Annotated in this window: 19 protein-coding genes and 1 tRNA gene; 6 read left to right on the top strand and 14 right to left on the bottom strand. The window is 55.9% G+C overall.

Annotated elements, in window-relative coordinates; all coding sequences use genetic code 11:
• Positions 1–93 precede the first annotated feature (93 nt).
• Positions 94–468: a metalloregulator ArsR/SmtB family transcription factor gene (locus O5O45_RS25280; RefSeq protein ID WP_305902088.1), complete on the top strand. Its 375-nt coding sequence runs from the start codon at positions 94–96 to the stop codon at positions 466–468.
• A 43-nt stretch (positions 469–511) separates the two neighbouring features.
• On the opposite strand, the gene O5O45_RS25275 is transcribed toward O5O45_RS25280, so the two are convergent.
• The 8 genes from O5O45_RS25275 to glyQ all read right to left on the bottom strand — a co-directional run bounded on the left by O5O45_RS25275 (position 512) and on the right by glyQ (position 10,185).
• Positions 512–1,861 carry a class II fumarate hydratase gene (locus O5O45_RS25275; RefSeq protein WP_305906249.1) on the bottom strand — a complete coding sequence of 450 codons (1,350 nt, stop codon included), beginning with the start codon at positions 1,859–1,861 and terminating at the stop codon, positions 512–514.
• Between the two features lie 46 nt (positions 1,862–1,907).
• The gene (locus O5O45_RS25270; protein ID WP_305902087.1) at positions 1,908–2,282 is read right to left on the bottom strand and encodes a hypothetical protein; all 375 of its coding nucleotides are present in this window, start codon (positions 2,280–2,282) and stop codon (positions 1,908–1,910) included.
• Positions 2,283–2,363: 81 nt separating this feature from the next.
• Positions 2,364–3,920, bottom strand: coding sequence for a Na/Pi cotransporter family protein (locus tag O5O45_RS25265; RefSeq protein ID WP_305902086.1), 1,557 nt, complete (start codon positions 3,918–3,920; stop codon positions 2,364–2,366).
• 89 nt (positions 3,921–4,009) lie between these two features.
• The gene (locus O5O45_RS25260; RefSeq protein WP_305902085.1) at positions 4,010–6,145 is read right to left on the bottom strand and encodes an SO2930 family diheme c-type cytochrome; all 2,136 of its coding nucleotides are present in this window, start codon (positions 6,143–6,145) and stop codon (positions 4,010–4,012) included.
• Positions 6,146–6,431: 286 nt separating this feature from the next.
• Positions 6,432–6,508 (bottom strand) — tRNA-Pro (locus O5O45_RS25255).
• A gap of 51 nt (positions 6,509–6,559) precedes the next feature.
• Positions 6,560–7,135 carry a D-glycero-beta-D-manno-heptose 1,7-bisphosphate 7-phosphatase gene (gmhB, locus tag O5O45_RS25250; RefSeq protein WP_305902084.1) on the bottom strand — a complete coding sequence of 192 codons (576 nt, stop codon included), beginning with the start codon at positions 7,133–7,135 and terminating at the stop codon, positions 6,560–6,562.
• 19 nt (positions 7,136–7,154) lie between these two features.
• On the bottom strand, positions 7,155–9,233 hold the full coding sequence (gene glyS, locus O5O45_RS25245) for a glycine--tRNA ligase subunit beta (RefSeq protein WP_305902083.1): 2,079 nt from the start codon (positions 9,231–9,233) through the stop codon (positions 7,155–7,157).
• 4 nt (positions 9,234–9,237) lie between these two features.
• Positions 9,238–10,185 carry a glycine--tRNA ligase subunit alpha gene (gene glyQ / locus O5O45_RS25240; RefSeq protein ID WP_011394022.1) on the bottom strand — a complete coding sequence of 316 codons (948 nt, stop codon included), beginning with the start codon at positions 10,183–10,185 and terminating at the stop codon, positions 9,238–9,240.
• A gap of 230 nt (positions 10,186–10,415) precedes the next feature.
• Between glyQ and O5O45_RS25235 the strand changes: the two genes are divergently transcribed.
• On the top strand, positions 10,416–11,312 hold the full coding sequence (locus O5O45_RS25235; RefSeq protein ID WP_305902082.1) for a lysophospholipid acyltransferase family protein: 897 nt from the start codon (positions 10,416–10,418) through the stop codon (positions 11,310–11,312).
• 23 nt (positions 11,313–11,335) lie between these two features.
• Here the strand turns inward: O5O45_RS25235 and O5O45_RS25230 are convergent, their stop codons facing one another.
• Positions 11,336–13,000 (bottom strand): hypothetical protein, encoded by a 1,665-nt coding sequence (locus O5O45_RS25230; RefSeq protein ID WP_305902081.1) that lies wholly within the window; start codon positions 12,998–13,000, stop codon positions 11,336–11,338.
• Between the two features lie 268 nt (positions 13,001–13,268).
• Between O5O45_RS25230 and O5O45_RS25225 the strand changes: the two genes are divergently transcribed.
• Positions 13,269–14,225: an alpha/beta fold hydrolase gene (locus tag O5O45_RS25225; protein ID WP_305902080.1), complete on the top strand. Its 957-nt coding sequence runs from the start codon at positions 13,269–13,271 to the stop codon at positions 14,223–14,225.
• Here the strand turns inward: O5O45_RS25225 and O5O45_RS25220 are convergent.
• The 5 genes from O5O45_RS25220 to def form a co-directional block, all read right to left on the bottom strand.
• Positions 14,200–15,648, bottom strand: a complete 1,449-nt coding sequence (locus O5O45_RS25220) for a TrkH family potassium uptake protein (protein ID WP_305902079.1) — start codon at positions 15,646–15,648, stop codon at positions 14,200–14,202. The genes O5O45_RS25225 and O5O45_RS25220 overlap by 26 nt on opposite strands.
• 33 nt (positions 15,649–15,681) lie before the next feature.
• Complete coding sequence (gene trkA, locus O5O45_RS25215) at positions 15,682–17,055, bottom strand: Trk system potassium transporter TrkA (RefSeq protein ID WP_127967793.1); 1,374 nt, start codon at positions 17,053–17,055, stop codon at positions 15,682–15,684.
• 1 nt (position 17,056) lies between these two features.
• Positions 17,057–18,400: a 16S rRNA (cytosine(967)-C(5))-methyltransferase RsmB gene (gene rsmB / locus O5O45_RS25210; RefSeq protein WP_305902078.1), complete on the bottom strand. Its 1,344-nt coding sequence runs from the start codon at positions 18,398–18,400 to the stop codon at positions 17,057–17,059.
• A gap of 1 nt (position 18,401) precedes the next feature.
• A complete protein-coding gene (fmt, locus tag O5O45_RS25205) occupies positions 18,402–19,358 on the bottom strand; it encodes a methionyl-tRNA formyltransferase (RefSeq protein ID WP_305902077.1) in 957 nt (318 codons plus the stop codon).
• A 67-nt stretch (positions 19,359–19,425) separates the two neighbouring features.
• Complete coding sequence (gene def / locus O5O45_RS25200; RefSeq protein ID WP_305902076.1) at positions 19,426–19,932, bottom strand: peptide deformylase; 507 nt, start codon at positions 19,930–19,932, stop codon at positions 19,426–19,428.
• A gap of 163 nt (positions 19,933–20,095) precedes the next feature.
• Between def and O5O45_RS25195 the strand changes: the two genes are divergently transcribed.
• From O5O45_RS25195 to O5O45_RS25185, 3 genes are all read left to right on the top strand, one after another.
• Positions 20,096–21,124 carry a LysM peptidoglycan-binding domain-containing protein gene (locus O5O45_RS25195; RefSeq protein ID WP_305902075.1) on the top strand — a complete coding sequence of 343 codons (1,029 nt, stop codon included), beginning with the start codon at positions 20,096–20,098 and terminating at the stop codon, positions 21,122–21,124.
• Positions 21,125–21,183: 59 nt separating this feature from the next.
• Positions 21,184–22,353, top strand: coding sequence for a DNA-processing protein DprA (gene dprA / locus O5O45_RS25190; RefSeq protein ID WP_305902074.1), 1,170 nt, complete (start codon positions 21,184–21,186; stop codon positions 22,351–22,353).
• An 89-nt stretch (positions 22,354–22,442) separates the two neighbouring features.
• Positions 22,443–22,997, top strand: coding sequence for an L-threonylcarbamoyladenylate synthase (locus O5O45_RS25185; protein WP_305902073.1), 555 nt, complete (start codon positions 22,443–22,445; stop codon positions 22,995–22,997).
• Positions 22,998–23,002: the final 5 nt, after the last annotated feature.

Here is a 23,002-nt window from a genome sequence, read left to right as displayed (position 1 = left end):
CGTGCGTTAACCATTGATTTACCCCCCCGGATGGTTCTATATGAACCTTGTCGTTAAAAACAATTAGAACTGATAAGCGTAGTAGGGACTATTATGAGTACGGATAATGTGTTTAAGGCTCTGTCCTCCACCCCCCGTAGAAGAATTCTGGCGTACCTCTCCAAGTCGCCGCTGACCGCGGGAGAAATCGCCGATCGATTCGATATCTCCAAGCCGGCCATCTCCAAACATCTTTCCATATTATTGGCGTCAGGGCTGGTGCAGGAGGAAAAAAAGGGACTTTATGTCACTTACTCTTTGGTAGAGGAAAATGTCGCTAGCGCACTGATGAGCTTTCTTTCCGAAGTTTGCTCACTTAATCGTTTTATCCAAGAGGAGCGCGCAGATAGCGACGCTTTGTGTGAACCGGCGCAGGAAGAGTCCGAAGGCGAACAGGACGCCCTTTCGGCAATAGTGGAAAAGTCGTGACGCATCGGCGCCACGAGACTTTTCTTAAGCTGTAAGGCGACGCTTACAGGCCGCCGTGGGTCAGTTTGGCCGGGTCCAGTAACTTCTCCAGTTCTTGTCGGGGCAGATCGGTTTTCTCCTCCGCCACATCGATGACCGGGCGACCTTCTTTGTACGCCTGCTTGGCGATTTCCGCCGCTTTCAGGTAACCGATGATCGGATTCAGCGCCGTGACCAGTATGGGGTTGCGAGACAGCGCTTCCTGCAATTTGGCTTCGTTGACTTTGAAGGTGGCGATGGCTTTGTCCGCCAGTAATTGGCTGACGTTGGACAGCAGCTCAATACTCTGCAGCAGGTTGCGGGCGATCAGCGGCAACATAACGTTCAGCTCAAAATTACCGGACTGGCCGCCAATAGTGATAGCGGCGTCGTTGCCGATAACCTGCGCCGCCGCCATGGCCGCCGCCTCGGGTATGACCGGGTTGACCTTGCCGGGCATGATGGACGAGCCGGGTTGCAGCGCCTCCAGTTCAATTTCGCCCAGTCCCGCCAGCGGACCGGAATTCATCCAGCGCAAATCGTTGGCGATCTTCATGATGGCGACGGCGACAGTCTTCAATTGGCCGGACAGAGAGACAGCGATGTCCTGCGAGCCAATGTGAGAGAAGAAATTAGCGGCGGGTTTGAAGCTCAGACCCGTCATCTCACTGAGCTGGCGATTGAATTCCGCGGCGAAATCCGGATGCGCGTTGATGCCGGTGCCCACCGCCGTGCCGCCTTGAGCCAGAGTGTGCAACGCCGGTTGCGTCGCTTCCAGTGCGGCGATGCTCTGCTCAATCTGCGCGCCCCAACCCAGCAGGCTCTGGCTCAGACGCACTGGCATGGCGTCCATTAAGTGGGTGCGGCCAGTCTTAATGTAGCCATCGGTCTGCGCGGCTTTGTCTTGAATGGTATTTAACAGGTGGCGCAACGCCGGCAGCAGCTGCTTGTCCAGTTCCAGCGCCGCGCTGATGTGGATGCTGCTGGGGATGATATCGTTGCTGCTTTGTCCGTAATTGATATGGTCGTTAGGGCTGACTTTTTCATCCAGAAGGCGGCTGGCGAGGCTCGCCAACACTTCGTTGGCGTTCATGTTGGTGCTGGTGCCGGAGCCAGTCTGGAATACATCCACCGGGAAGTGAGTCATCATGTCGTCGGCGGACAGCAACTGCTGCGCCGCTTCGCAGATAGCGTCGCCCATTTTGGCGGGAATCAGCTCCAACTTGACGTTGGCGCGCGCCGCGGCGGATTTCGCCAGCAACAGGGCGCGAATGAAAGCCTTGGGAAGGCGCTCGCCGCTGACGGGAAAGTTGTTGACGGCGCGTTGGGTTTGCGCGGCGTACAAGGCCTCCGCCGGCACTTGTAATTCGCCCATGCTGTCTTTTTCGATACGGGTTTTCACACTGTCTCTCCTGAGTGTTTCAGCCGGTCAGGCTGGCTTGAAAAAAATGGCTGGTGGTTCTGAGTTCGTAGAGGAGCTCATTTAGTTGGCGGCGACGAGGCTCGCCATCAGCGATGCGGCTCAGCGCCGCCAGGGGGCGATAAATCTGATCCATGCACAACGTGCGCCAGTGGTTGGGAATCAGGTCGTCCGCGAGAGTGTCCAACAAGAGCCGGAACTCCGCAGCGTACAACCGCCAGCGACTGGTTGCGCAGGCAGGAGCCAGGGTTTCTTCCATCGACAGCCACAAGGACAGTAACTGCGGGTTGTCCGCTTCCGTAGCGTAGCGAATCTTGCGGCGTAGTTCGCGAATAGCCGGCTCTTGTGTATCGAAGCCGTGAAGGGTCCCTGTCATGGATCGGATGTTAAGTTCATTAATTGATAATGATTATCATTTAACTCTGAGCCGAAGCGGACTGTCAAGCCAGGACGTCCATTAAGGTGCGGGCTTTAAGCCGGCCACTAAGCGGGCGGCTTTCAACATCTGCTCCTGCATCCGCTTATACAGGCTCAATCGCTGTAGAGCCTGATTCATCGTAGTTAACTTGATGGTTTTCTCCAGTGCGTCGTCAAGCAGCTTCTGTTTGGCCTCACGATATGAGAGTTCTGCCTGAGCCGCGCTGTCAGCGCCTTCCTGCACTGTTTCCGTCACGATTAATGGATGGCAGTACTGACTCAGCCAATCGCTCATAGGCGCTGTCAGAGAGCGATCCAGCAACGGTTCCTGCTCTACCTCATTCAGCGTCTCCAAAAGATTATAGGCGTATTGAATCACTTGCAGACATTGGGGGAGTTGCTGCGTCAGCGGCAGGCGCAGCGGCTGATGCAGAATATGAGTGATGTGCTGGTTCAGTTCATCCAGCAACGCTTTCAGCTCGCGGCGCGTTTCCAGCGTACGGTTGTCGCCGGGATTGAGCAGTGAGTTTTGGATATGGGCGGACAGCAGACCCTGAAAACGTTCGAGTTCCATGACGACAGCGTGAAAAGCGACGTCCGGTACGACAGTGGCGCTCTTATCCAGATGTTGCAGTGAGAGTACTTTGCCGCCCTTCTGAAAGCGGGTTTTCAGCCATGCGGTCATTGGCGTTCCCAACGGCCACATCAGGGCGACGCCCAGCAGGTTGAAAATAGTATGGAAGGCCGCCAGCAAAACCGCAGGGTTATTCAGGTCCTGGCGCATGCCGCTGAGCGCTCCCAGGGCCCACAGAAACAAAGGCAGCATCGCCAGGGCGGCAGCGCCGGTGATGAGGTTGAATAACACATGCGCCAGCGACAGGCGTTTAGCATTGGCGGTGGCGCCGAAGGAGGCCAGAATGGCGGTGGAAGTCGTGCCGATATTCGCCCCAATTACCGCCGCCGCTCCCGCTTCCAGAGGCAGCATTTTTCCTGCGATGGCGGTCAGAATGATGGCGATAGCGGCGCTGGAGGATTGCATTAGCACGGTCAATATAGCGCCGACAACGACCATCCATAGCAGAGAGAGGTTGTCTCCAAAGTTGAGGTTATCCGTAAAATTGGCGCCCACGCCTTCAAAAGCGGACTTCATGGCGTCGATGCCCAGGAAGAGCAAGCCGAAGCCGGCGATGGCGGTCCCTGCGGCTTTTAGACGGGGGCTGCGACCGCCCAGATGGATGAAGGCGCCGATGCCGATTAACGGTAAAGCGTAAGCGTCGATTTTGATGCTGAAGCCCAGTAGCGCCACCAGCCAGGCCGTCAATGTGGTGCCGACGTTACTGCCGAAAATGACCCAGGTGGCGTGTTCAAACATCAAGAGACCGGCGTTGACGAACCCCAAGGTCGCGACCGTGACGGCGCTGGAGGACTGTACCAGGGCCGTGATGGCCACGCCGCTGGCCAAGGCTCGCGGGCGCGTTGATGTCCAGCGGCTGAGCATGACTTCCAACGCGGGACCGGCGGCGAGTTTGAGGCCATCCGTCAACAAGGTCATTCCCAACAGAAACAGGCCGACGCCTCCCAAAAAATGCGCGAGCATTCCTTCTTTCTCCCCTACTACGTGTTTTATTTATGCGGCGGACAAGCAGTGTCCGCCTGTTTGTTAATCAATATAGATGGCCATAAAGTTCAGTCGCATGAAGTCAGGCTGTTGATCCAGTCCTGAATCAAGGCGCCGCCTTCCGTGTCGATTTGATGACTCGCCAACGGCGGCATCCGGTATTCGCCAGGGTGGGTCATACGCAGATAAATCAAGGACATGGATGCATCTCCCGGCGATATCAACTTCGCATTGTCGACGCCGATATCGCTGTTCAACGGCTCCTGATCACAGGCTTGGGTTGAAGACAGCGCTGTCGAGAAGCGCAAGTCCATCGTGCTCTGCGACGTGCCGCCGGGCTGATGACAGTTGGCGCAATTACTGTGCAGATAGGCGCGGGCCCGATGCTCCAGCGAGGCGTTGTCATTGCTGCTGGCGGGAAGCGCATTGGCCAGATGCGCGTCGCTCAGTGGCGCTGAGAAGACATCGATATGCGCCAGCGTTTGCAATTGGTTGGCGCGTATGCGGCTTTGCGGATAGATCAGCTCCCGATTCAACTGCATTGTCTCCAGACCCAGGCTGAAACCCGCGGCGCTCGTGTGGCATTGAGCGCATTCGCCTGAACCAGGAAAGCGCCAGGTTTGTCCGTTGTACTCCACGTCTTTCCCTTCCGCGACCAGCGTTGCGTCTGTTTTCGCCTCGTTCCATTGATAACTGTAGCCGCGCCAGTCGTTTTCCGCCTGTTGCATAAAGAGACGGGTTTCGATGATAGCGCCGTTGAGGTGGAAGTGTTTGACCAGCACGGAACCCACAGGGAACTGGAAGTCCCCCGCGGCGTTAACGTCGATGCGGGTATTGTTGGGGAGTGCAAAGAAGCGTTGTTTGTCGGCGCCGTCGGACCAGAATGGCTCGATGACAGTATAGGGGATGAGTCCGGATGCAGGCTGGGTGGGATTATCGGGATTGACGCAGCCGGTTTGCGATAGCAGCTCCGGGACAGAGTCTGGGTCGGTATCCGAAATATCCGGGTCGATACGGAAAAGCCCGGAAAAGGTGACGACGTAGAGTTCGCCGTCCGGTCCCTCCGCAAAAGACGAGACGTTACGGCCGCTTTCCAGCAGGGTCTCCCGGTCGTAGCCGCCGCTGCCGTTGGCTCTCAGTCCCCAAAGAGTCCCCGAGCCGAAATCGGCGAAAACATAGACGCCTTTGAGGCCGGGAATAGCGTCGCCGCGATAGACATAACCCCCAGTGATGGAAATGCCCTCTGAATGGTCGTATTCCGCCACTGGCGTTATGTAAGGGCCGGTGCTTGTGCAGCTGGCGCCGGTGCGATGCATGCCTTCATAACAACGCCAGCCGTAATTGCCGCCAGCGGTGATGATGTCGACTTCTTCATACTGACCTTGTCCGACATCGCCCAGCCATAAGTCGCCGGTGTCCCGATCAAAACTCCAACGCCAGGGATTACGCAGGCCATAGGCGTAGATTTCTGGTAACGCGCCGGGCACGTTATTACCAGAGGCGGGAGATCCATCGTCATTCAGGCGCAACATGGAGCCCAGTAGTGTGGAGACGGTTTGGCCATTATTGTCAGGATCGTCGCCGGAACCGCCGTCGCCAAGACCGTAATACAGCAAATTGTCCGGGCCGAAAGCGATGTGTCCGCCGTTGTGGTTGGAATAGGGTTGACTGACTTCAATCATATTGTCCCGCAGCAAATCGCCGCCGCTATCGGAACGCAGGGACAGGCCGTTGTCCGCGCTTTCGAACCGGGCCACATAAGAGGTCATGCCAGAGACGTTTTCCGTGAAGGAAAAATAGATATAGCCGTTTTCGGCGAAGTTTGGATGGAATGCCATCCCCAGTAATCCACACTCGCCGCAAGTACTGAGATTGTAGTGCTCGGAGAGATCAATCAGCGTGGTGCGGGTGTTGTCGTTGAGGTTCACCCGGTAAACCCGTCCCCGTTGCTGCACGACGTAAAAAATATGATTCAGGCTGGGATGGGGCAGCATCAGAATGGGGCTGGAGAAGTCCATATCCTGCGCGATGGGGGTCAGCTTGATAGCGCTGGAGCCGCTGTTGTCGAAGGCCAGACAAGTCGTGTTATCCGGTCGTTCCGATATGCCGACGGGCGTGTCTGCGCCTTGGTCCGGTCCTTCTCCAGATCCGCATCCCGACATAACCACAACTAAAGCAGAGATAAATAGAACACGCAGCATCATGCATTCCTCCTCCGGCGCTATGACTAAGCGTAACGCATACCACCAGGGGAATCAGTATGGAATTTGGCCGATTATGAGGGGGTTATCTGGGTTCTGTGAAGGCTCTGGAAGGCCCTTCGACAGGCTCAGGGCGAACGGGGATTATGTTAGGGATGGGAAGTAAGCGATTGGTTGGGATGTGGACATGGTCGGCGTGAGAGGATTGAACGCGCCGGGCTTCCGGGTCCGACCCCGCTGGGTTTTTCTTGGATAAAGTAGGTGTAAACGAGAGGTTGGGATGTGGACATGGTCGGCGTGAGAGGATTCGAACCTCCGACCCCTTCGTCCCGAACGAAGTGCGCTACCAGGCTGCGCTACACGCCGTAAACCGTGCCGCATAACATAGATAATGCGGCGACTAAAATCAAGCTCCGTTTAGCGCTCTGAATGGCTCTCTTTGAGTCTTGCGATGGCATGGTTGGCGAAGTCCGCCAAGTCCGTAAAAACGGGGACGCCGTCCAGTTCTTCAGGGGCTAGTTTGACCAGGGTGCGCTCGCCTTTGCCGGTTTTCACCAGCACAGGCTGGCAGCCTGCGGCGCGGGCGGCGCCGATATCGCCGACGTTGTCGCCGACGAACCAAGCGTCAGTGGCGGACATGCCGGTTTCTTCTTCAATTCTGCGCACCAGACCGGGTTTGGGTTTGCGACAGTCGCATTGATCGTCCGGCACATGGGGGCAGAAGGCAATGGCGGCGATGGCGCCGCCATGCTTCGCAACCAGATCGAGCAATTTGGCGTGCATCCTGCCCAGCTCGGCTTCATCGAAATAGCCGCGCCCCAGACCGCTTTGGTTGGTGGCGACGGCGACGGTGAAGCCGGCGGCGGATAAGGCCGCGATGGCTTCAATACTGCCCGGAATCGGCTGCCATTCCTGTTCCGACTTGATGTAATCGTCGGAGTCTTCGTTGATGACGCCGTCCCGGTCCAATATCAGCAGTGTGTTGATGCTCACCCGCTCTTTCCTGTGTGGTTTACGCTTTGTTTTGCAGTAAGGAGATATCCGCCACCTGCAGGAACACGTGACGCAGGCTGGCCAGCAGCGTCATGCGGTTGCTGCGGATAGCTGGGTCATCCACCATCACCATGACCTTGTCGAAGAACAGGTCGATGACGTCTTTCAACTCCGCCAACTGCTGCAGCGCCTGAGTGAAATTGCGTTGCTCGATAAACGGACGCGTGGATTCGGACTTCTCCTGCAAAGCGCGGAAAAGGTTCTTTTCCGCTTCCTCGGTGAACAGCTCTGGATTCGCCGACTCTGCGGAGATTTCCACCTGCTCCTTGCTGAGGATATTGGAGACCCGCTTATTCGCCGCCGCCAGCGCCTGCGCTGCGTCGAGTTTCAGGAATTCCGCCACCGCCAGGACGCGTTGATCGAATTCCACCGGTTTGGTGGGACGACGAGCCAGCACGCTCAGGAATACCTCGGTAGGCACGCCCGCTTCTTCGTACCAGGCGCGGAAACGATCCAGCATGTAGTCGACTACCGCTGTCTCCAGGTTTTCCGCCGGCAGATCGCCGTGCAGTTCCTGCGTCCATTGCACGCACTCGGCAAGATCCAGGTCCAGTTTTTTCTCCACCAGAATCCGCAGTACGCCCAAGGCGGCGCGACGCAGACCGAACGGGTCTTTGGCGCCTGTTGGCGGTTGATTGATGCCGAAGATGCCGACGATAGTGTCCAGTTTATCCGCCAGAGAGACCGCACAGCCGGTCAAAGTCGTCGGCAACTGATCGCCGGCGAAACGCGGCAGGTATTGTTCTTCCTGCGCCAGGGAGACTTCTTCCGGTTCGCCGTCGATAGCGGCGTAATAACGGCCCATGGTCCCCTGTAGCTCGGGGAACTCCATGACCATTTCAGTGGCCAGATCGGTCTTGCTGAGTTCACCTGCGCGCTGGGCCCACTCCGGGTTGCTGTCGATCTTCGCTGCGATTTTCGCCGCCAGCTTGCCGACGCGAATGGCCTTGTCGTACACCGTTCCCAACTGCTGCTGGAAAACGATGGGCTTCAGGTCTTCCAGACGGCTGGCCAGGGTGCGCTTCTTATCGGTGGAGAAGAAAAACGCCGCGTCACTGAGACGGGGACGGATGACTCGCTCGTTACCGTCGATGACCTGTTGCGGGTCCTTGCTTTCAATGTTGGCCACGGTGATGAAGTAAGGCAGCATGCGGCCGTCCGCATCCACCACATGGAAGTATTTCTGGTTGCCTTTCATGGTGGAGATCAAAGCCTCCGCCGGGACTTCCAGGAAGCGGTCCTCAAAGCGTCCCATTAATGCGGTTGGCCATTCGTTCAAGCTGGCGACTTCTTCCAACAGTTCTTCGTCGATGACGGCGACGCCGGAAGTTTGCTTGGCGATGGCTTCCACTTGTTGTCTGATCAGTGCTTTACGCTCTTCAAAGTCCGCCATGACATAACCGGTGTTTTTCAACGCGTCTTTGTAGTTGGCGGGCGCGGCGATCTCGATGGGCGCAGGATGGTGGAAGCGGTGGCCCAAAGTGGTCTTGCCCGCTTTCAGACCCAGAATTTCGCAGTCGATGACTTTTTCGCCGAACAGCATGATGATCCAATGCACGGGACGCACGAATTCCGTGCGGCGCGCGCCCCAACGCATGCGCTTGGGAATTGGCAGCGCCGCCAGTGATTCTTCAACGATGGCCGGCAACAGGCCGGTGGTTGGCGCGCCGGACTGCTTGCTGCGAAACACCAGCCATACGCCTTTGTCCGTTTCCAGTTTCTCCAGTTTGTCCGGCGTGGTTCCGCAGGAACGGGCGAAACCTTCACAGGCCTTGGTGGGCGCGCCGGCGGCGTCGAATGCCGCTTGCAGAGCGGGGCCGCGTTTTTCCACTTCCAGATCCGGCTGCTTTTCCGCCAGTCCTGAAACATGCACCGCCAGACGTCTGGGGGCGGCGTACCATGTCAGGTCAGAGAAGGACAGTTGCGCTTTTTCCAGACGCTGGCGAATGCCTTGTGCGAAGGCGTCCGCCAATTGACGCAAGGCTTTCGGCGGCAGTTCTTCAGCGCCGATTTCTACTAAAAAATCCTGGTGGTTCATTGACTTACTTCTCCCCTTCGCTGGCTAGCACTTCGTCACGGATAGAGGCTTCGGCCAATGGGAAGCCCAATTGTTTGCGGCGGTCAAAGTAGGCTTGCGCCACATCTTTGGCGAGGCCGCGCACGCGCAGGATGAAACGCTGTCTCTCAGTGACTGAGATCGCGTGCCGTGCGTCCAGCAGGTTAAATGTATGCGACGCCTTCAACACCATTTCATAAGCGGGCAGCGGCAGACCTTTTTCGATCAGACGCTTGCTCTCGCGCTCGTAAGTGTCGAAGTGACGGAACAGTTCGGTGGTGTCCGCTTCTTCAAAGTTGTAAGTGGACATCTCCACTTCGTTTTGGTGAAACACATCGCCGTAAGTGACCGGGCCTTGCGGGCCATGGGTCCAGATCAGGTCGTATACGCTGTCGACGCCCTGCAGATACATGGCGATCCGCTCCAGACCATAGGTGATTTCGCCGGTCACGGGATAACATTCCAGACCGCCCACCTGCTGGAAGTAAGTGAACTGGGTTACTTCCATGCCGTTCAGCCAGACTTCCCAACCCAGTCCCCAGGCGCCGAGTGTCGGGGATTCCCAGTTATCCTCCACGAAACGGATGTCGTGCACCAGGGGATCGATGCCCATTTCCCGCAGAGAGCCCAGATAAAGCTCTTGGATATTATCGGGAGAAGGCTTCAGCACCACCTGATATTGGTAGTAGTGCTGCAGACGGTTGGGGTTTTCGCCGTAACGGCCGTCAGTGGGACGACGGCTGGGCTGAACATAGGCGGCGTTCCAGGTTTCCGGACCGATAGCGCGTAAAAACGTGGCCGGGTGAAAGGTGCCTGCCCCTACCTCCATGTCCAGCGGCTGCAAAATGACGCAGCCCTGACGAGCCCAATAGTCTTGGAGAGTTCGGATTAATCCCTGAAAGGTTTTTACATCTGGCTTGTTTGTATCAGTCACGGTTTACACCACTTGCTGTGCATGTTTGGTTCTTTAGCCGCAGGCGCTTACTTGTCAGGACGTCGCCGGCCTGTAGAATAAAGCGGCAAATTATACTACGTGTGCGCGCCGATTGCAGATAGCCATAGGATATAGCCGCGAAATTACGCGAAAATTGCCGTTTCTGCGGAAAAAAGACGCTATCTGACGCCAGTTTAAGGTGACGTACGCCCCGAATTCACAGGTATCTCTTGAACAAATCCAAACTCATCGCCACGCTGATCATCTTTCTGATTCGCCTGGTATCCAAACTGTCCCTGCGCTGGGCGCAGCGATTGGGCGGTTGGCTGGGCGCCTTGACCTGGCGCTGCAACGCCGGTCCGGCGCGGGTGACGCGCACCAACCTGCAACGTTGTTTCCCGGAAAAAAGCGACGCTGAAATCAATGCGCTGGGCGCCGCCAGTATGCGCGAAACCGGTAAGGTGGCGTTTGAAACTGGCGCAGTGTGGGAGTGGCCCGCCGAGAAGACGCTGTCTTTGATCAAATCCATTGATGGCGAGCATCTTATTAAAGAGGCGGAAGAAGCCGGCAAAGGGTTGATTTTGCTGGCGCCGCATCTGGGCAACTGGGAAGTGGCGGGTTTGTTTTTCGCTGCGCGTTACTCCATGGCTGCGCTGTATCAGCCGCCCAAAATTGAAGAGCTGGACGAGTATATGCGCGCCGTGCGCGAGCGTAATGGCTCAGAGCTGGTTCCCGCTAATAAGCGCGGCGTCATGCGTCTATTCCATATTTTGCGGGAGCAAGGCGTCATCGGGATTCTTCCCGACCAGGAACCGGAGCTCAGCGGCGGCGTCTTCGCGCCTTTCTTCGGCATTCCCGCCAATACCATCAAGCTGGTTTCCAAATTGATTGAACGCACCGACGCCAAAGTGCTTTGCGTTTACGCCAAGCGTTTACCGGAAGGAGAAGGCTTTGTGATGACGGTGCGGCCAGTGGCTGCGGATATCTACTCCGAAGATCTGGCAACCTCCGCCGCCGCGTTGAACGCCACGGTGGAGACCTGCGTGCGGGAGACGCCGGAGCAGTATCAATGGGAGTATAAGCGGTTTAAAAGGCGTCCAGACGGCGAACGCCATTTCTACGACTGAATGTCACGGTCAGCCGGAGGCCCTTAAAAGCGATTGCCGGTCCGCAGTGGCGAGCGCTGGGTTAAGTCGCTCTCCCGCAGTACTTTTTCGTCAATCGAGCCGGAGCGGCTGATATTCTTCAGCGAGCTGGCCAGAGACAGATTAAAGTAAATAACGTCAGCGAGTTCATCGCCGTTGTCTGGGTTGTTCTCCATGGTGAACAGCCCGTGAGTCTGCTCCACAACGCCTGTCTGGATTAGTTTGTTCTGTCCGTTCAAACGACCAAGATTGAGCACAGGCAAGCCTTCATTCAGGTTGTACGAATTAAAAACCGGACGGTTGTAATAGCCGTTCTCGAAGGCGGGCACATAACTGTCGACGGAGTCGTCTGGATTCGGGTCTGGCGTCTCTTCTCCCGTCATCAACACTGGCGTGTAGCCGATCCCTACCTCCTTGAAGGTCTGGAAATGCAGCCAATGGGCGTTTTCCGTGACGGCGCAGTGATCACCCGGGCAGGCGGTTGCAGCCATATCCAGGTTCACCAGATAGGCGCGGGCGTCGCTGGCGTCTTCATAGTGAGCATAGATGCGAGAAGCGCCGGTCAGGTAGTCGCCGCTGATCGGATTAATGATTTCCCGCGACTCCCCCGTCACTTTGTCCACCAGATACAAACGCACGGTGTCCAGAGCGATTACCAGGTAATCCGTCGTTTGCGCCAGGCGACCAGTAATAGCGCCCTCACTGGTGAAGTCATGTAAGACCTCATTGGCGCCGCCGTCCAGAGAGATTTTGCGCAGCAATGCGCCGTCAATCAGGTACACCTTGTCGCCGTCCACAACCGTTTTCTCTGGGTCCATGACATTGGCGTCGATAGTGGTCAGCGCCGTCAGCGCCATGCCGGTATCTAGTAACTCTGCGCCGCTGTTGGCGAAGACTTGGCCATTCGTGGTCAGTAACATATCCAGCTCGGCTGTAGTGAAGCCATAGTTGAAGTCAGCGTTGGTTAGTCCCTCGATACTGCGCGCCAGAGCGCCCTGAGCGTCCAGTATCTCCAAGGAATCGGCCGTTGGCCGCAGGTAACCCGCCAACCCCCAGTTGGGTTTCCAGAATGGCGTCAGGCTGAGATCGTTAGCAGAGCCATTACCGGGCGCGTCAGTGACCGCCGCGTTGAGTGGAATTTTGAAGTAGGCGTCGTCCTCATTAGCGCAAATGGCGTCTGCGCCCGGCGTGCGCACAGTGATTTTGGTCTTGCCGTATCCCAGGCCTTCTGGGAGAGCGGCGGCGGCGCAGACGGTGGAGGCGAGCGTACTGATCTGGGTCAGGGAGGACTGATGAGGTCGTCCCAGGAATAGTTTTCCAGACTCGATCATTAACATATAGCCTGCGCTGGCGCGGCTTTTCCCCAAGGGAATCACCGGCGCAAGCGTGGAAGTCGGCTGACTGGGGCTTTGCCGGTACACGCTGCCGGCGGCGATGTCATAGCGAAACGCGAAGTTTTTCTCCGTGTCTTCCCCAGGGTTTTGCAGTCCCGAGAAAAACAGGTTTTTGGTGACGGGAAAGGGTTCCTGAGGCTCTTCCACGATGACATCCGGCGGTTCAACCACTACCGGCGGACTGGAGTCGTCTTTCTTTTCGCCATCCTCACAGCCCCCCAACGCGAGGGAGCTTAAGCACAAAGACAACAGAATATTGCGCTGGAGTTTATCCATACCTGCCTCGCCTGACGCCACTATTTTTATTGGTTTGATAACGTGAAATGACTAACAAACACATAAATTTACAGTAATTTTCGCCGCGAAAATTTGAACCAGCCTTGGTTCTGGCGAGTTGCCCATGGCCCTGGGAGCCTGCTGGTTAGACAATATGAGGCCCTTTGCTATATTTTGTGATGCGATCCGCATTCAGGATTTGGAAGCGGCCGGCGATCCCGGGCGCTGTTGCTTAAGTAGTTGGAAGAAGTAGAGAGGTAAGGCATCCATGAACATGCCTTGGCGAAGGAATGTATCCCCCCTTCCCGCGACAGGCGCGCTCAACCTGTTGCAACTCCCCGGCCAGCGAACCCTTGCCTATGGCGAGTGGGGCGACCCTGCCGGAGCGCCGGTTTTTTACGCCCACGGCGCGCCAGGCTCGCGTCTGGAAGGCGCGTTTTTTCATGAAGCGGCGTGCGCCGCCGGTTTACGCTGGATTGTCGTTGATCGACCGGGCATGGGCGCTTCCTCCCTGGCGGACAATTACACATTGCTGGATTATCCCAGAGACGTCAGCGCCGTCGCCGACGCCTTGGGGATTGATCAGTTCGCGGTGGCGGGTTGGTCCAGCGGCGGCGCCTATGCGTTGACCTGCGCCTTTGAAATCCCCAAGCGCATCGCCTTTGTGGCGGTCATGGCCAGCTATACCAATTTTGGGGAAATGAGCGCGGCCAAAGATCTGCTTTGGCGTAATGAGCAGCGCGGTCCGAAGATCGCTGAAGTCAGTACGGGGCTGTTTCGCACTTTGTTATCCCTGCTAAGGCTCACGGAACGATGCAGTCCCAAGCTGTATCTGAAGTTTATTGAAAGCTCGAGCACGGAGCAGGATCTGGTCTTATTGCGAGACGCAGGCATTTTGGAGCGCTTCATGGACAATCAACATGAAGCCTTTAACCAGGGCGTACAAGGCGTGATGTTGGACTTACTGGCGCAATATCGACACTGGGGGTTTTCTTTATCGGAAATTCGTTTGCCGACCCATATTTATCAGGGCGTGAAAGACCGTTTCGTTCCCTGGCGTTTCGCTCAACATCTGGCGGATAACCTGCCATTGGCGGATTTGCGTATGATCACTGACGCTGGTCATATGTTTCCGCTGGAGGCGGACTTTCAGCGTGAACTGATGTCCGCCATACGGCGTCATCTGGTGATGTCTGAGGCTAGCGACGCCAGAAAGCAGGCGTAAACAGAATCAGCAGCGTGAATACTTCTAGACGGCCCAGCAACATGGCGAAGCAAAGGATCCATTTGGCGGGCTCGTTCAGCTCGCCGTAATGCAGCGCCACGCCGCCTAAACCTGGGCCCAGGTTATTGATGCAGGCGCCGACGGCGGACCAGGCGGTGACCTGATCCAGTCCGGTGGCGAGTAAGCCCATCAACATGAACACGAACATGAACATGTAAACGGAGAAGAACCCCCACACCGCCTCCAGCACCCGGTCCGGCACCGGCTTACGTCCCAATTTCACCTGAATCACGGCGTTGGGATGCACAATACGCTTCACTTCGCGCATGCCTTGCTTAAAGATCAACAACACCCGGATAACTTTCATGCCCCCGCCAGTGGAGCCGGCGCAGCCGCCGATGAAAGCGACAACGAACAGCAGGAATGGCAACAGGTGTGGCCAATGGGCGAAATCCGCTGTGGCGAAGCCTGTTGTGGTGGCGATGCTGACGACTTCAAACACGCCACGAATAATGGCGGTAAAGGGGTCGTAAGTGCCGGTGCCGATTAATACGCCGACGGTAATGACCGAAACAGTTATCAGGATAAGTGAATAAAAAACAAACTCTGGATCTTTCAGGTATACCAGCACGGAGCGGCGGCGCCAGGCGAAAAAGTGCATGGCGAAGTTGATCCCGGCCAGGAACATAAAAATGATGCAGATGAACTCAATCAACGGGCTGTTGAAGTAGCCAATGGAGGCGTCATGGGTGGAGAAACCGCCGATCGCGATGGTGGCGAAGCTGTGGCCGATAGCGTCGAACGCATCCATGCCCGCCCACCAATACAGCAGTGCGCACAGTGCAGTGAGTGAGACATAGATATACCAAAGCGCTTTTGCGGTTTCGGTAATTCTTGGCGTGAGTTTGTTGTCCTTTACCGGACCCGGCGCTTCCGCCCGATATAACTGCATGCCGCCGATACCCAGCATCGGCAGAATCGCCACCGCCAGCACGATGATTCCCATACCGCCCAGCCATTGCAATTGTTGGCGATACCATAGGATGGACTTGGGCAGAATGTCGATGCCGGTCATCACTGTGGCGCCGGTGGTGGTCAGCCCGGAGACGGACTCGAAGATGGCGTCAACCAGACTCAGGTGAGGATGCTCGCTCAGATAAAGAGGAACCGCTCCACTCAGACTCAGCACTACCCAAAACAGCACTGTAACGATGAAGCCGTCGCGTATGCGTAGTTCACTGGTCTGACGAAATACGGGCAGCCACACCAGGAGGCCGGTCAGAAAAATACCGCACATGGCGGTAAGGAAAGGCTGCATATGGCCGTCTTCGTAGATCAGCGACACCACGATGGGAGGGATCATGGTGGTGCTGAACAACATCAGCAGGACGCCCAGAATTTTAGCTATCGCCGAATAATGCATTGATTTGTCGTACGCTTATTTTTTGTAAATGCGTTAAAAGAATGCGAGTCCCACCTGGAACAGGCGTTCAACTTCGGCGATTCTGCGTTTATCCACCACGAACAGAATGACGTGATCATCCGGTTGAATACGCAGGTGGTCGTGAGCGATCAACACCTCGCCCCGTCTTACAATCGCGCCGATTGTCGAGCCCGCGGGCAGCGAAATCTCATCCAGACGTTTGCCTACCACTTTGGAGGAGCGATGGTCGCCGTGAGCGATCGCCTCAATGGTTTCCGCTGCTCCGCGTCGAAGTGAGTGTGCGCTCACTACATCGCCTCTCCTTACATGCGTGAGCAAGCTGCCGATGGTGGTTTGCTGTGGCGAAATAGCGACATCGATTTCGCCGCCCTGTATCAGATCGACGTAATCCGGGTTGTTGATCAAGGTCATCACCTTACGCACGCCAAGCCGCTTGGCCAGCATGGAAGCCATAATATTGGCCTCGTCGTCGTTGGTGACGGCGCAGAAAACATCTGTGTCTTCGATGTTTTCTTCCAGCAACAGCTCTTTGTAGGCCGCATTGCCGTGTAACACGATGGTCTTGTTCAGTTCTTCAGAGAGCTGGATGCAACGGTCCTGATTGTGTTCAATCAGTTTGACTTGATAGCGCCCTTCCAGCGTTTCCGCCAGCCGCGCCCCAATATTGCCGCCGCCGGCGATCATGATGCGACGGTACGGTTTCTCCAGCGGCTGTAGCTCGCTCATGACCTTGCGGATATTATCCCGCGCGGCGATGAAGAAGACCTCGTCATTTTCCTCAATGACCGTGTCGCCTTGAGGGATAATGGCTCTGTCCTTGCGATATATGGCCGCGACGCGGGTATCGATATGCGGTAGATGCTGACGCAGGTAGGCCAGTTCGTGGCCGATCAAGGGACCGCCTTTGGTGGCTTTGATGCCAACCAGCCGCACTAGCCCTTTGGAGAAATCCAGCACCTGCAAGGCGCCGGGATTCTCAATCAGGCGGGTGATGTGCTCGGTTACTACCTGCTCCGGGCTGATAATGACGTCAATGGGAAAGGCTTCAGTATTGAACAGGCCTTTCTTGGTGAGGTAAGCGGAGGTACGCACCCGGCTGATTTTGGTTGGCGTCTTGAACAACGTGAAGGCGACCTGACAGGCCACCATATTGACTTCATCGCTGTTGGTGACGGCGATCAGCATATCCGCGTCGTCCGCCCCCGCCTGTTTCAGGATGTTGGGATAGGAAGCCTGTCCCTGCACGGTGCGGATATCCAGCCGGTCCTGCAAAGAGCGCAGGCGCTGGGGATTGGAGTCCACCACGGTGATGTCATTCGCCTCGCTGGCCAGGTTTTCCGCGAGGGTTCCCCCAACTTGGCCGGCGCCAAGAATTATGATTTTCATGCTAAGCGTCCACAGCTGAGACTTTCGGTGTTGGTTGTTTCCGCAATCTGGCGTAGAAAAAGCCGTCATGGCCGCCAGTCACCGGCAAAAGCTGCACTCCGAAAGACGACTGAATTCCATATTTCCCTTCAATCGGTAAGACCTCCGCGTCCGTAGCGTCGGCGATAAAGCGTTCAATTATATGCCCATTCTCTTCTTTAAGAATAGAACAGGTCGCATAGACTAATAGGCCCCCAGGTTTCAGGGTAGTCCATAACGTTCGCAGCAGCTTCAATTGCAGCTCCGCGAGCTGGGGAATATCTTCGCTGCGGCGCAGCAGCTTGATGTCGGGGTGACGACGTATCACGCCGGTCGCGCTGCATGGCGCGTCGAGCAGAATGCGGTCGAATGGCGTCCCGTCCCACCATTGTTGCAGGTCGCCGACATCCGCGGTGCGCACATCTGCGTTCAATTGCAGACGCTGCAGCGTATCGCGAGTGCGAAGTTGGCGCTCAGGATCGACATCTACGGCGGTCACGGAGATATCCGGACAACGCTCCAATAGCGCAGCGGTTTTGCCTCCTGGCGCGCAGCAGGCGTCAAGCACCCGCTCATTGGGCTGCGGGTCCATCAGGGCGGCGCTGAGTTGCGCCGCTTCATCCTGAACAGAGCACAAGCCGGCGTCGAAGAATCCCGGCAGACAGTTTACATCCACTGCCTGTTCACACTGGATGCCGGTTTCCACCCATTCGCAGAGGTGGGCTTCCACTTCCGCCTGACGCAATTGCTGCAGATAGTCTTCCCGCTGAACTTTCTGCAAATTGACTCGTAACGTCAGCGGGGCCTGGGCGTTACTGGCGGCCAGCAACTCGTCAAGCTGTTGAGGATAATCGGCGGCTAATTTGTCCAGTAACCAGCGCGGCATCGCGTAGCGGAGACTTGGGTCCGCGTCGATGTGCGCCAGCAGTTCGTCCTTGCGGCGTTGAAAACTGCGGAGTACGCCGTTGACCAATTTGGTGGCCCAGAGCTTGTTGAGCTCCTTGGTGACATTAACGGTTTCATTGATGCTGACGTGAGCGGGTTTATCCATAAACGCCAGTTGATGCAGGCCGCTGAGCAGAAGGAAATGTATATCCCGTTCTTTGGCCTTGATGGGCTGACGCAATAGCAGCCCCAGCCAATGCTCCAAGGTCAGGTAATGTCTGCAAGCGCCATAGCACAGCGCTTGCAGAAAGCTACGGTCATTTTCCTCGACCTGTTCCAGAGCGGGCGCCATCGCGGCGGACAGAGAGCGTCCTTCTTCCGCCACTGCGCGCAGGGTTTTAGCTGCCGCTGCGCGGGCGCTGAGAGTTTTGCGTCGCTTCATATCAGCCGTTTAACTCCAGGATCTGGCCTAATTGCATCAAGGGCTTGCCGCCGTTGATCAGGTCCTGGCAACTGATGGGCTTGCCGCCGGGCAGCTGCAGACTGGTGATGGACAGCACGCCTTCGCCGCAAGCCACTTTGACCGCTTCCGCCGTGCGTTCAAGAATCGTCCCCGGTTGCGCATTGCTATCTTCGGCGGAGGCGCTTGCCGCCCAAATGCGGATAGTTTGTCCGTTATCTTCGGTAAAACACACCGGCCAGGGATTGAAAGCGGCGATTTTGCGTTGAATCAGCGCTGCAGACTCTGACCAATCGATACGGGCTTCTTCTTTTTGCAGCTTGTGGGCATAGGTGGCCAGATCGTCTTGTTGCCTTTCACCTTGTAGTTTGCCTTCCTGCAACAGCGACAGCGCTTCCACAATGGCTGCTCCGCCCATTTGCGCCAAGCGGTCGTGCAGGGTGCGGCCTGTGTCGTCAACAGTGATTGGCGTGACGGTTTTGAGCAGCATCGGTCCTGTATCCAGACCCGCTTCCATTTGCATGATCGTGATGCCGGATTCTTTATCTCCAGCGATAATTGCGCGCTGAATTGGCGCGGCGCCACGCCAGCGCGGCAACAGTGAGGCGTGGATATTGAGACAGCCATGCTTGGGAGCGTCCAGCACCGATTGGGGCAGGATGATTCCATAGGCGGCCACGACCATCACGTCAGCGTCATAATCGCGCAGGCGTTGACGATCTTCTTCATTTTTGAAGTTCAACGGCTGCTCCACTGGAATATCGTGTTTAAGCGCAAGCTGTTTCACAGGACCAGGAAGAAGCTTGTTGCCACGGCCGGCGGGACGGTCAGGCTGAGTATATACGGCGACAATCTGATAGTTGGCGTCCAGTAGCGCTTGCAGTGCGGAGGCGGCGAAGTCTGGGGTGCCGGCGAAAATAACTTTCAGGGGTGATGACATGAAGTTTCAGGCCTTAAAAACAAAAACCGCCTGGGTGGGCGGTTAAAAATCTTTCGGAAATGTGGACTTATGCGCGCATTTTATGCTGCTTTTCCAGTTTCTTCCGGATTCGAGTCCGTTTAACATTACTCAGGTAGTCGACGTACAGTTTGCCGTTGAGATGATCAACCTCATGCTGGAGGCATACCGCGAGCAGGCCGCGGGCTTCCATCTCGTAGGATTCGCCGTTACGATCCTGTGCTCTGATCTTGACGTGGGGAATCCGTGTGACCGACTCGTAGAAGCCCGGGACGGACAAGCATCCTTCCTGCATTTCTTCGGGTTCGCCGTCCAATACTTCGATGTCGGGGTTGATAAACACCATAGGTTCGGATTTGTCCTCGGACACATCAATTACTACGATGCGCTTGTGGACGTCCACCTGGGTGGCGGCCAACCCTATTCCGGGGGCCTCATACATGGTCTCAAACATGTCGTCGATTAACTGACCCAAAGCCGCGTCAAAGGTTTGCACTGGCTTGGCTACTGTTCGCAGCCTAGGGTCAGGAAATTCAAGAATTTGGAGCTTACTCATAATTAAATTTGTGAAAAAATTTCCATTACAGATTGGATAACGCCTGCTAGTATTATCTATTAGTGTAAGAATGAGTACAAACTAAACAAAATTGAATAGGCTAATCGTCATTATAGCCTGATTTCATCCCAAACTGCCCGGTTATGACCTAAGGGAATGTATCATGAGGAAACTGCTGTCCTTTGTGTTCGTAGTGATGCTAACGTTGAGCCAGTTTGCGCTGGCCGCGCCTGAGCTACGCGATGACCATCCAGATCGCTACACCGTCGTCAAAGGTGATACTTTGTGGGATATATCTTCGCGCTTTTTGCGGAATCCCTGGTATTGGCCGGAGATCTGGCATGTTAATCCGCAAATAGAAAACCCCCATTTGATTTTCCCCGGCGACGTGTTGGCTTTGGTGTATATCGACGGCAAACCACATGTCACCATCGCGCAGCGCGGCGATATTGGCCGTACGGTGAAATTATCCCCGAAAAAACGCATTACGCCGTTGGAAAGCGCCATTCCCGCTATTCCGCTTGAAGCCATCAATCCTTTTCTCACTGACAGTCGCATCGTGACTGAAGAAGAGTTAAACAATGCGCCTTATGTGCTGTTGGGTAAAAAAGGAAACCTGATTGTAGGTTCCGGCGATCAGGTTTACGCCAGAGGCGATGCTGTGCTGGAAGCATCATATGGTATTTATCGTCGCGATGAAGTGTACGTTGACCCTGATACTAAAGAGTTTTTGGGTATTCAGGCGCGCTCAATTGCGGTTGGTAAAATTGTAGCTCAGCAGGATGATGTACAGACTGTGCAGATTCGTCGGTCAAAAGAAGAAATTCGTCAGGGCGACCGCTTGTTGCAAGAAGAAGATCGAGAGATTAACTCTACGTTCTACCCCAGCAATCCTGATGGCGATATCCATGGAAAGATGATTTCGGTTATCGATGGGGTGAGCCAGATTGGTCAGTACGATGTGGTTGTGATTAATAAAGGCGAGCGCGAAGGTTTGAAAGTGGGCAATGTGTTGGCTGTATACAAAGCGGGCGAACAAGTTCGTGACCCTTACACCAAGGAAATACTCCTGTTGCCGGCTGATCGCGCAGGTTTACTGATGGTGTTCCGCACATTTGAGAAAGTCAGCTATGGACTGATCTTAAAAGCCGAGCGTCCGCTTGCTATAATGGACGAAGTTCGTAATCCATAATGTGTTAATTCTCTGAGACGCCGCGAGCTGTGGCGTCTCAACCGATCAAGGATGATCCAATGTCTACTCTGACTCCTATTGTCTGGTTAAACCTCACTACAGTTCCTACTTTGGGTGATAGTCGTCTTGCCCTGCTTGCGCAACATTTTGAAGAATCGTCACAGCCTGATGACTTTCAATTAGGCGTCTCCTCCAGCCTGTCATTTTCTACTGAACTGTGGCGCGCCATAGAGAAAGTGATTGCATATGGCGACCGCCCAATCAATGCTCAGGTGGCGAGTACTCTGAGATGGAGCGAGCAGGCGGGGAGCCGTCTGTTTTTATTACCTGACGCTGATTACCCCAGTTTGCTGCGCTTATTGCCTGATCCTCCTGCGGTGCTATACGCACGGGGTCGGCATGAGCTGATTCACCAGCCGCAGATCGCCATGGTGGGATCTCGCAACCCAAGTGTGCATGGTCAGGAAACGGCGCGTCAGTTCGCCCGCTCTTTGGGAGAGAGCGGTTTTACCATTACCAGCGGTTTGGCGGCGGGCATAGATGGCTCTGCTCATGCAGGAGCACTGGGAACATTGGGATCGACAATTGGCGTGCTGGGGTCGGGTTTGCATGTCATCTATCCCGCCAAGCATCGTGACCTTGCCCAAAAAATGATGGAGAACGGTTTGCTGGTCAGTGAGTTTCCGCCGGACACGCAACCCAGGTCGCAGCACTTTCCCAAGCGGAATCGCATTATCAGCGGCTTGTCGCTTGGAACGCTGGTGGTGGAGGCCAGTTTGCGCAGCGGCTCGTTGATTACTGCGCGCAATGCCTTGGAGCAACACAGGGAAGTCTTCGCCATACCCGGTTCTATCCACAATCCACAGGCGCGTGGTTGCCATCACCTGATCAAACAGGGAGCGAAGCTGGTGGAGTGTACCGACGATATACTCGCCGAATTGCCCGCGTTGATGGGGTTGTACCGCTCTCTAAATGAGCCCTGGACCACTGTGTTCGCTGCGGAAGAATTCCCAGGCCAACAGAGCCAGCCGGAGCCGGCGTCGCTGGGCCTCCTGTCTGAGCAAGCAGAGGTGGTGCTCAAAGGGATGGGCTACGATTGTACGCAGCCAGATGCATTGGTGGAGAGAACTGGCCTGTCTATCGCTGAAATCAGAAGCGTATTGATTGAATTGGAACTGGAAGGCTGGGTTCAGGAAGTTGCGGGAGGCTTCATTCGCAATGCCCGCTAGCTATCCACCTCCCATAGACACCCTTAGAGCTTGCCCCCACGGTCGCCTTCGGTTACTTTGCGCCAGATTGGTATCTGGAGGGGCAAAACTTGTCAGCATGGTTTATTCAGAAAGCGGTGTCCGTTCTCAGCCGCGGCGGCGTGCTCGCTTATCCCACTGAAGCAGTATGGGGTCTGGGCTGTGATCCCTCGTGTGAAGACGCGGTGAGTCGCATCCTGCAGCTTAAACGCCGGCCATGGCGCAAAGGCTTGATCCTGGTATCAGGCCAAATTGAACATTTTTCCCAGTTGTTAGACAGACTGCCGCAGCAGCAGAAAGATCAGATGCAGGCGACCTGGCCTGGACCTGTTACCTGGGTTGTCCCTGATCCCGGCATTTATGCGCCATTGGTGCGCGGCGCCCACGATGCCATTGCGATTCGCGTTACCGCGCATCCCCTGGTGGCGGAACTGACCAAAGCATTTGGCGGACCTATCGTTTCCACTTCCGCCAATCCTGCGACGCGGGAGCCGGCGCGCACTCTTTTCGATTGCCGTCGCTATTTTAAGTCCGGCGTCGACCACTATCTGCCCGGAAAGCTGAGCGGGCTGAATAAACCCAGTCAAATCCGCGACGCCGCCACCGGCGCCATTCTCAGACAATAAAGGCG

Origin of the sequence: Hahella sp. HNIBRBA332, from assembly GCF_030719035.1 — a bacterium.
Lineage (GTDB): Bacteria > Pseudomonadota > Gammaproteobacteria > Pseudomonadales > Oleiphilaceae > Hahella.
The sequence above is the reverse complement of the archived record's forward strand: the minus strand, read 5'-3'. Positions and strand labels throughout refer to the sequence as shown.

What these genes read in the sequence shown, in the direction of transcription:
- O5O45_RS25280 (WP_305902088.1), top strand. Translation starts at nt 94, where the DNA reads ATGAGTACGGATAATGTGTTTAAGGCTCTGTCCTCCACCCCCCGTAGA.
- O5O45_RS25275 (WP_305906249.1), bottom strand. Translation starts at nt 1,861, where the DNA reads ATGGGCGAATTACAAGTGCCGGCGGAGGCCTTGTACGCCGCGCAAACC.
- O5O45_RS25270 (WP_305902087.1), bottom strand. Translation starts at nt 2,282, where the DNA reads ATGACAGGGACCCTTCACGGCTTCGATACACAAGAGCCGGCTATTCGC.
- O5O45_RS25265 (WP_305902086.1), bottom strand. Translation starts at nt 3,920, where the DNA reads ATGCTCGCGCATTTTTTGGGAGGCGTCGGCCTGTTTCTGTTGGGAATG.
- O5O45_RS25260 (WP_305902085.1), bottom strand. Translation starts at nt 6,145, where the DNA reads ATGATGCTGCGTGTTCTATTTATCTCTGCTTTAGTTGTGGTTATGTCG.
- glyS (WP_305902083.1), bottom strand. Translation starts at nt 9,233, where the DNA reads ATGAACCACCAGGATTTTTTAGTAGAAATCGGCGCTGAAGAACTGCCG.
- O5O45_RS25230 (WP_305902081.1), bottom strand. Translation starts at nt 13,000, where the DNA reads ATGGATAAACTCCAGCGCAATATTCTGTTGTCTTTGTGCTTAAGCTCC.
- O5O45_RS25225 (WP_305902080.1), top strand. Translation starts at nt 13,269, where the DNA reads ATGAACATGCCTTGGCGAAGGAATGTATCCCCCCTTCCCGCGACAGGC.
- O5O45_RS25220 (WP_305902079.1), bottom strand. Translation starts at nt 15,648, where the DNA reads ATGCATTATTCGGCGATAGCTAAAATTCTGGGCGTCCTGCTGATGTTG.
- trkA (WP_127967793.1), bottom strand. Translation starts at nt 17,055, where the DNA reads ATGAAAATCATAATTCTTGGCGCCGGCCAAGTTGGGGGAACCCTCGCG.
- rsmB (WP_305902078.1), bottom strand. Translation starts at nt 18,400, where the DNA reads ATGAAGCGACGCAAAACTCTCAGCGCCCGCGCAGCGGCAGCTAAAACC.
- fmt (WP_305902077.1), bottom strand. Translation starts at nt 19,358, where the DNA reads ATGTCATCACCCCTGAAAGTTATTTTCGCCGGCACCCCAGACTTCGCC.
- def (WP_305902076.1), bottom strand. Translation starts at nt 19,932, where the DNA reads ATGAGTAAGCTCCAAATTCTTGAATTTCCTGACCCTAGGCTGCGAACA.
- O5O45_RS25195 (WP_305902075.1), top strand. Translation starts at nt 20,096, where the DNA reads ATGAGGAAACTGCTGTCCTTTGTGTTCGTAGTGATGCTAACGTTGAGC.
- dprA (WP_305902074.1), top strand. Translation starts at nt 21,184, where the DNA reads ATGTCTACTCTGACTCCTATTGTCTGGTTAAACCTCACTACAGTTCCT.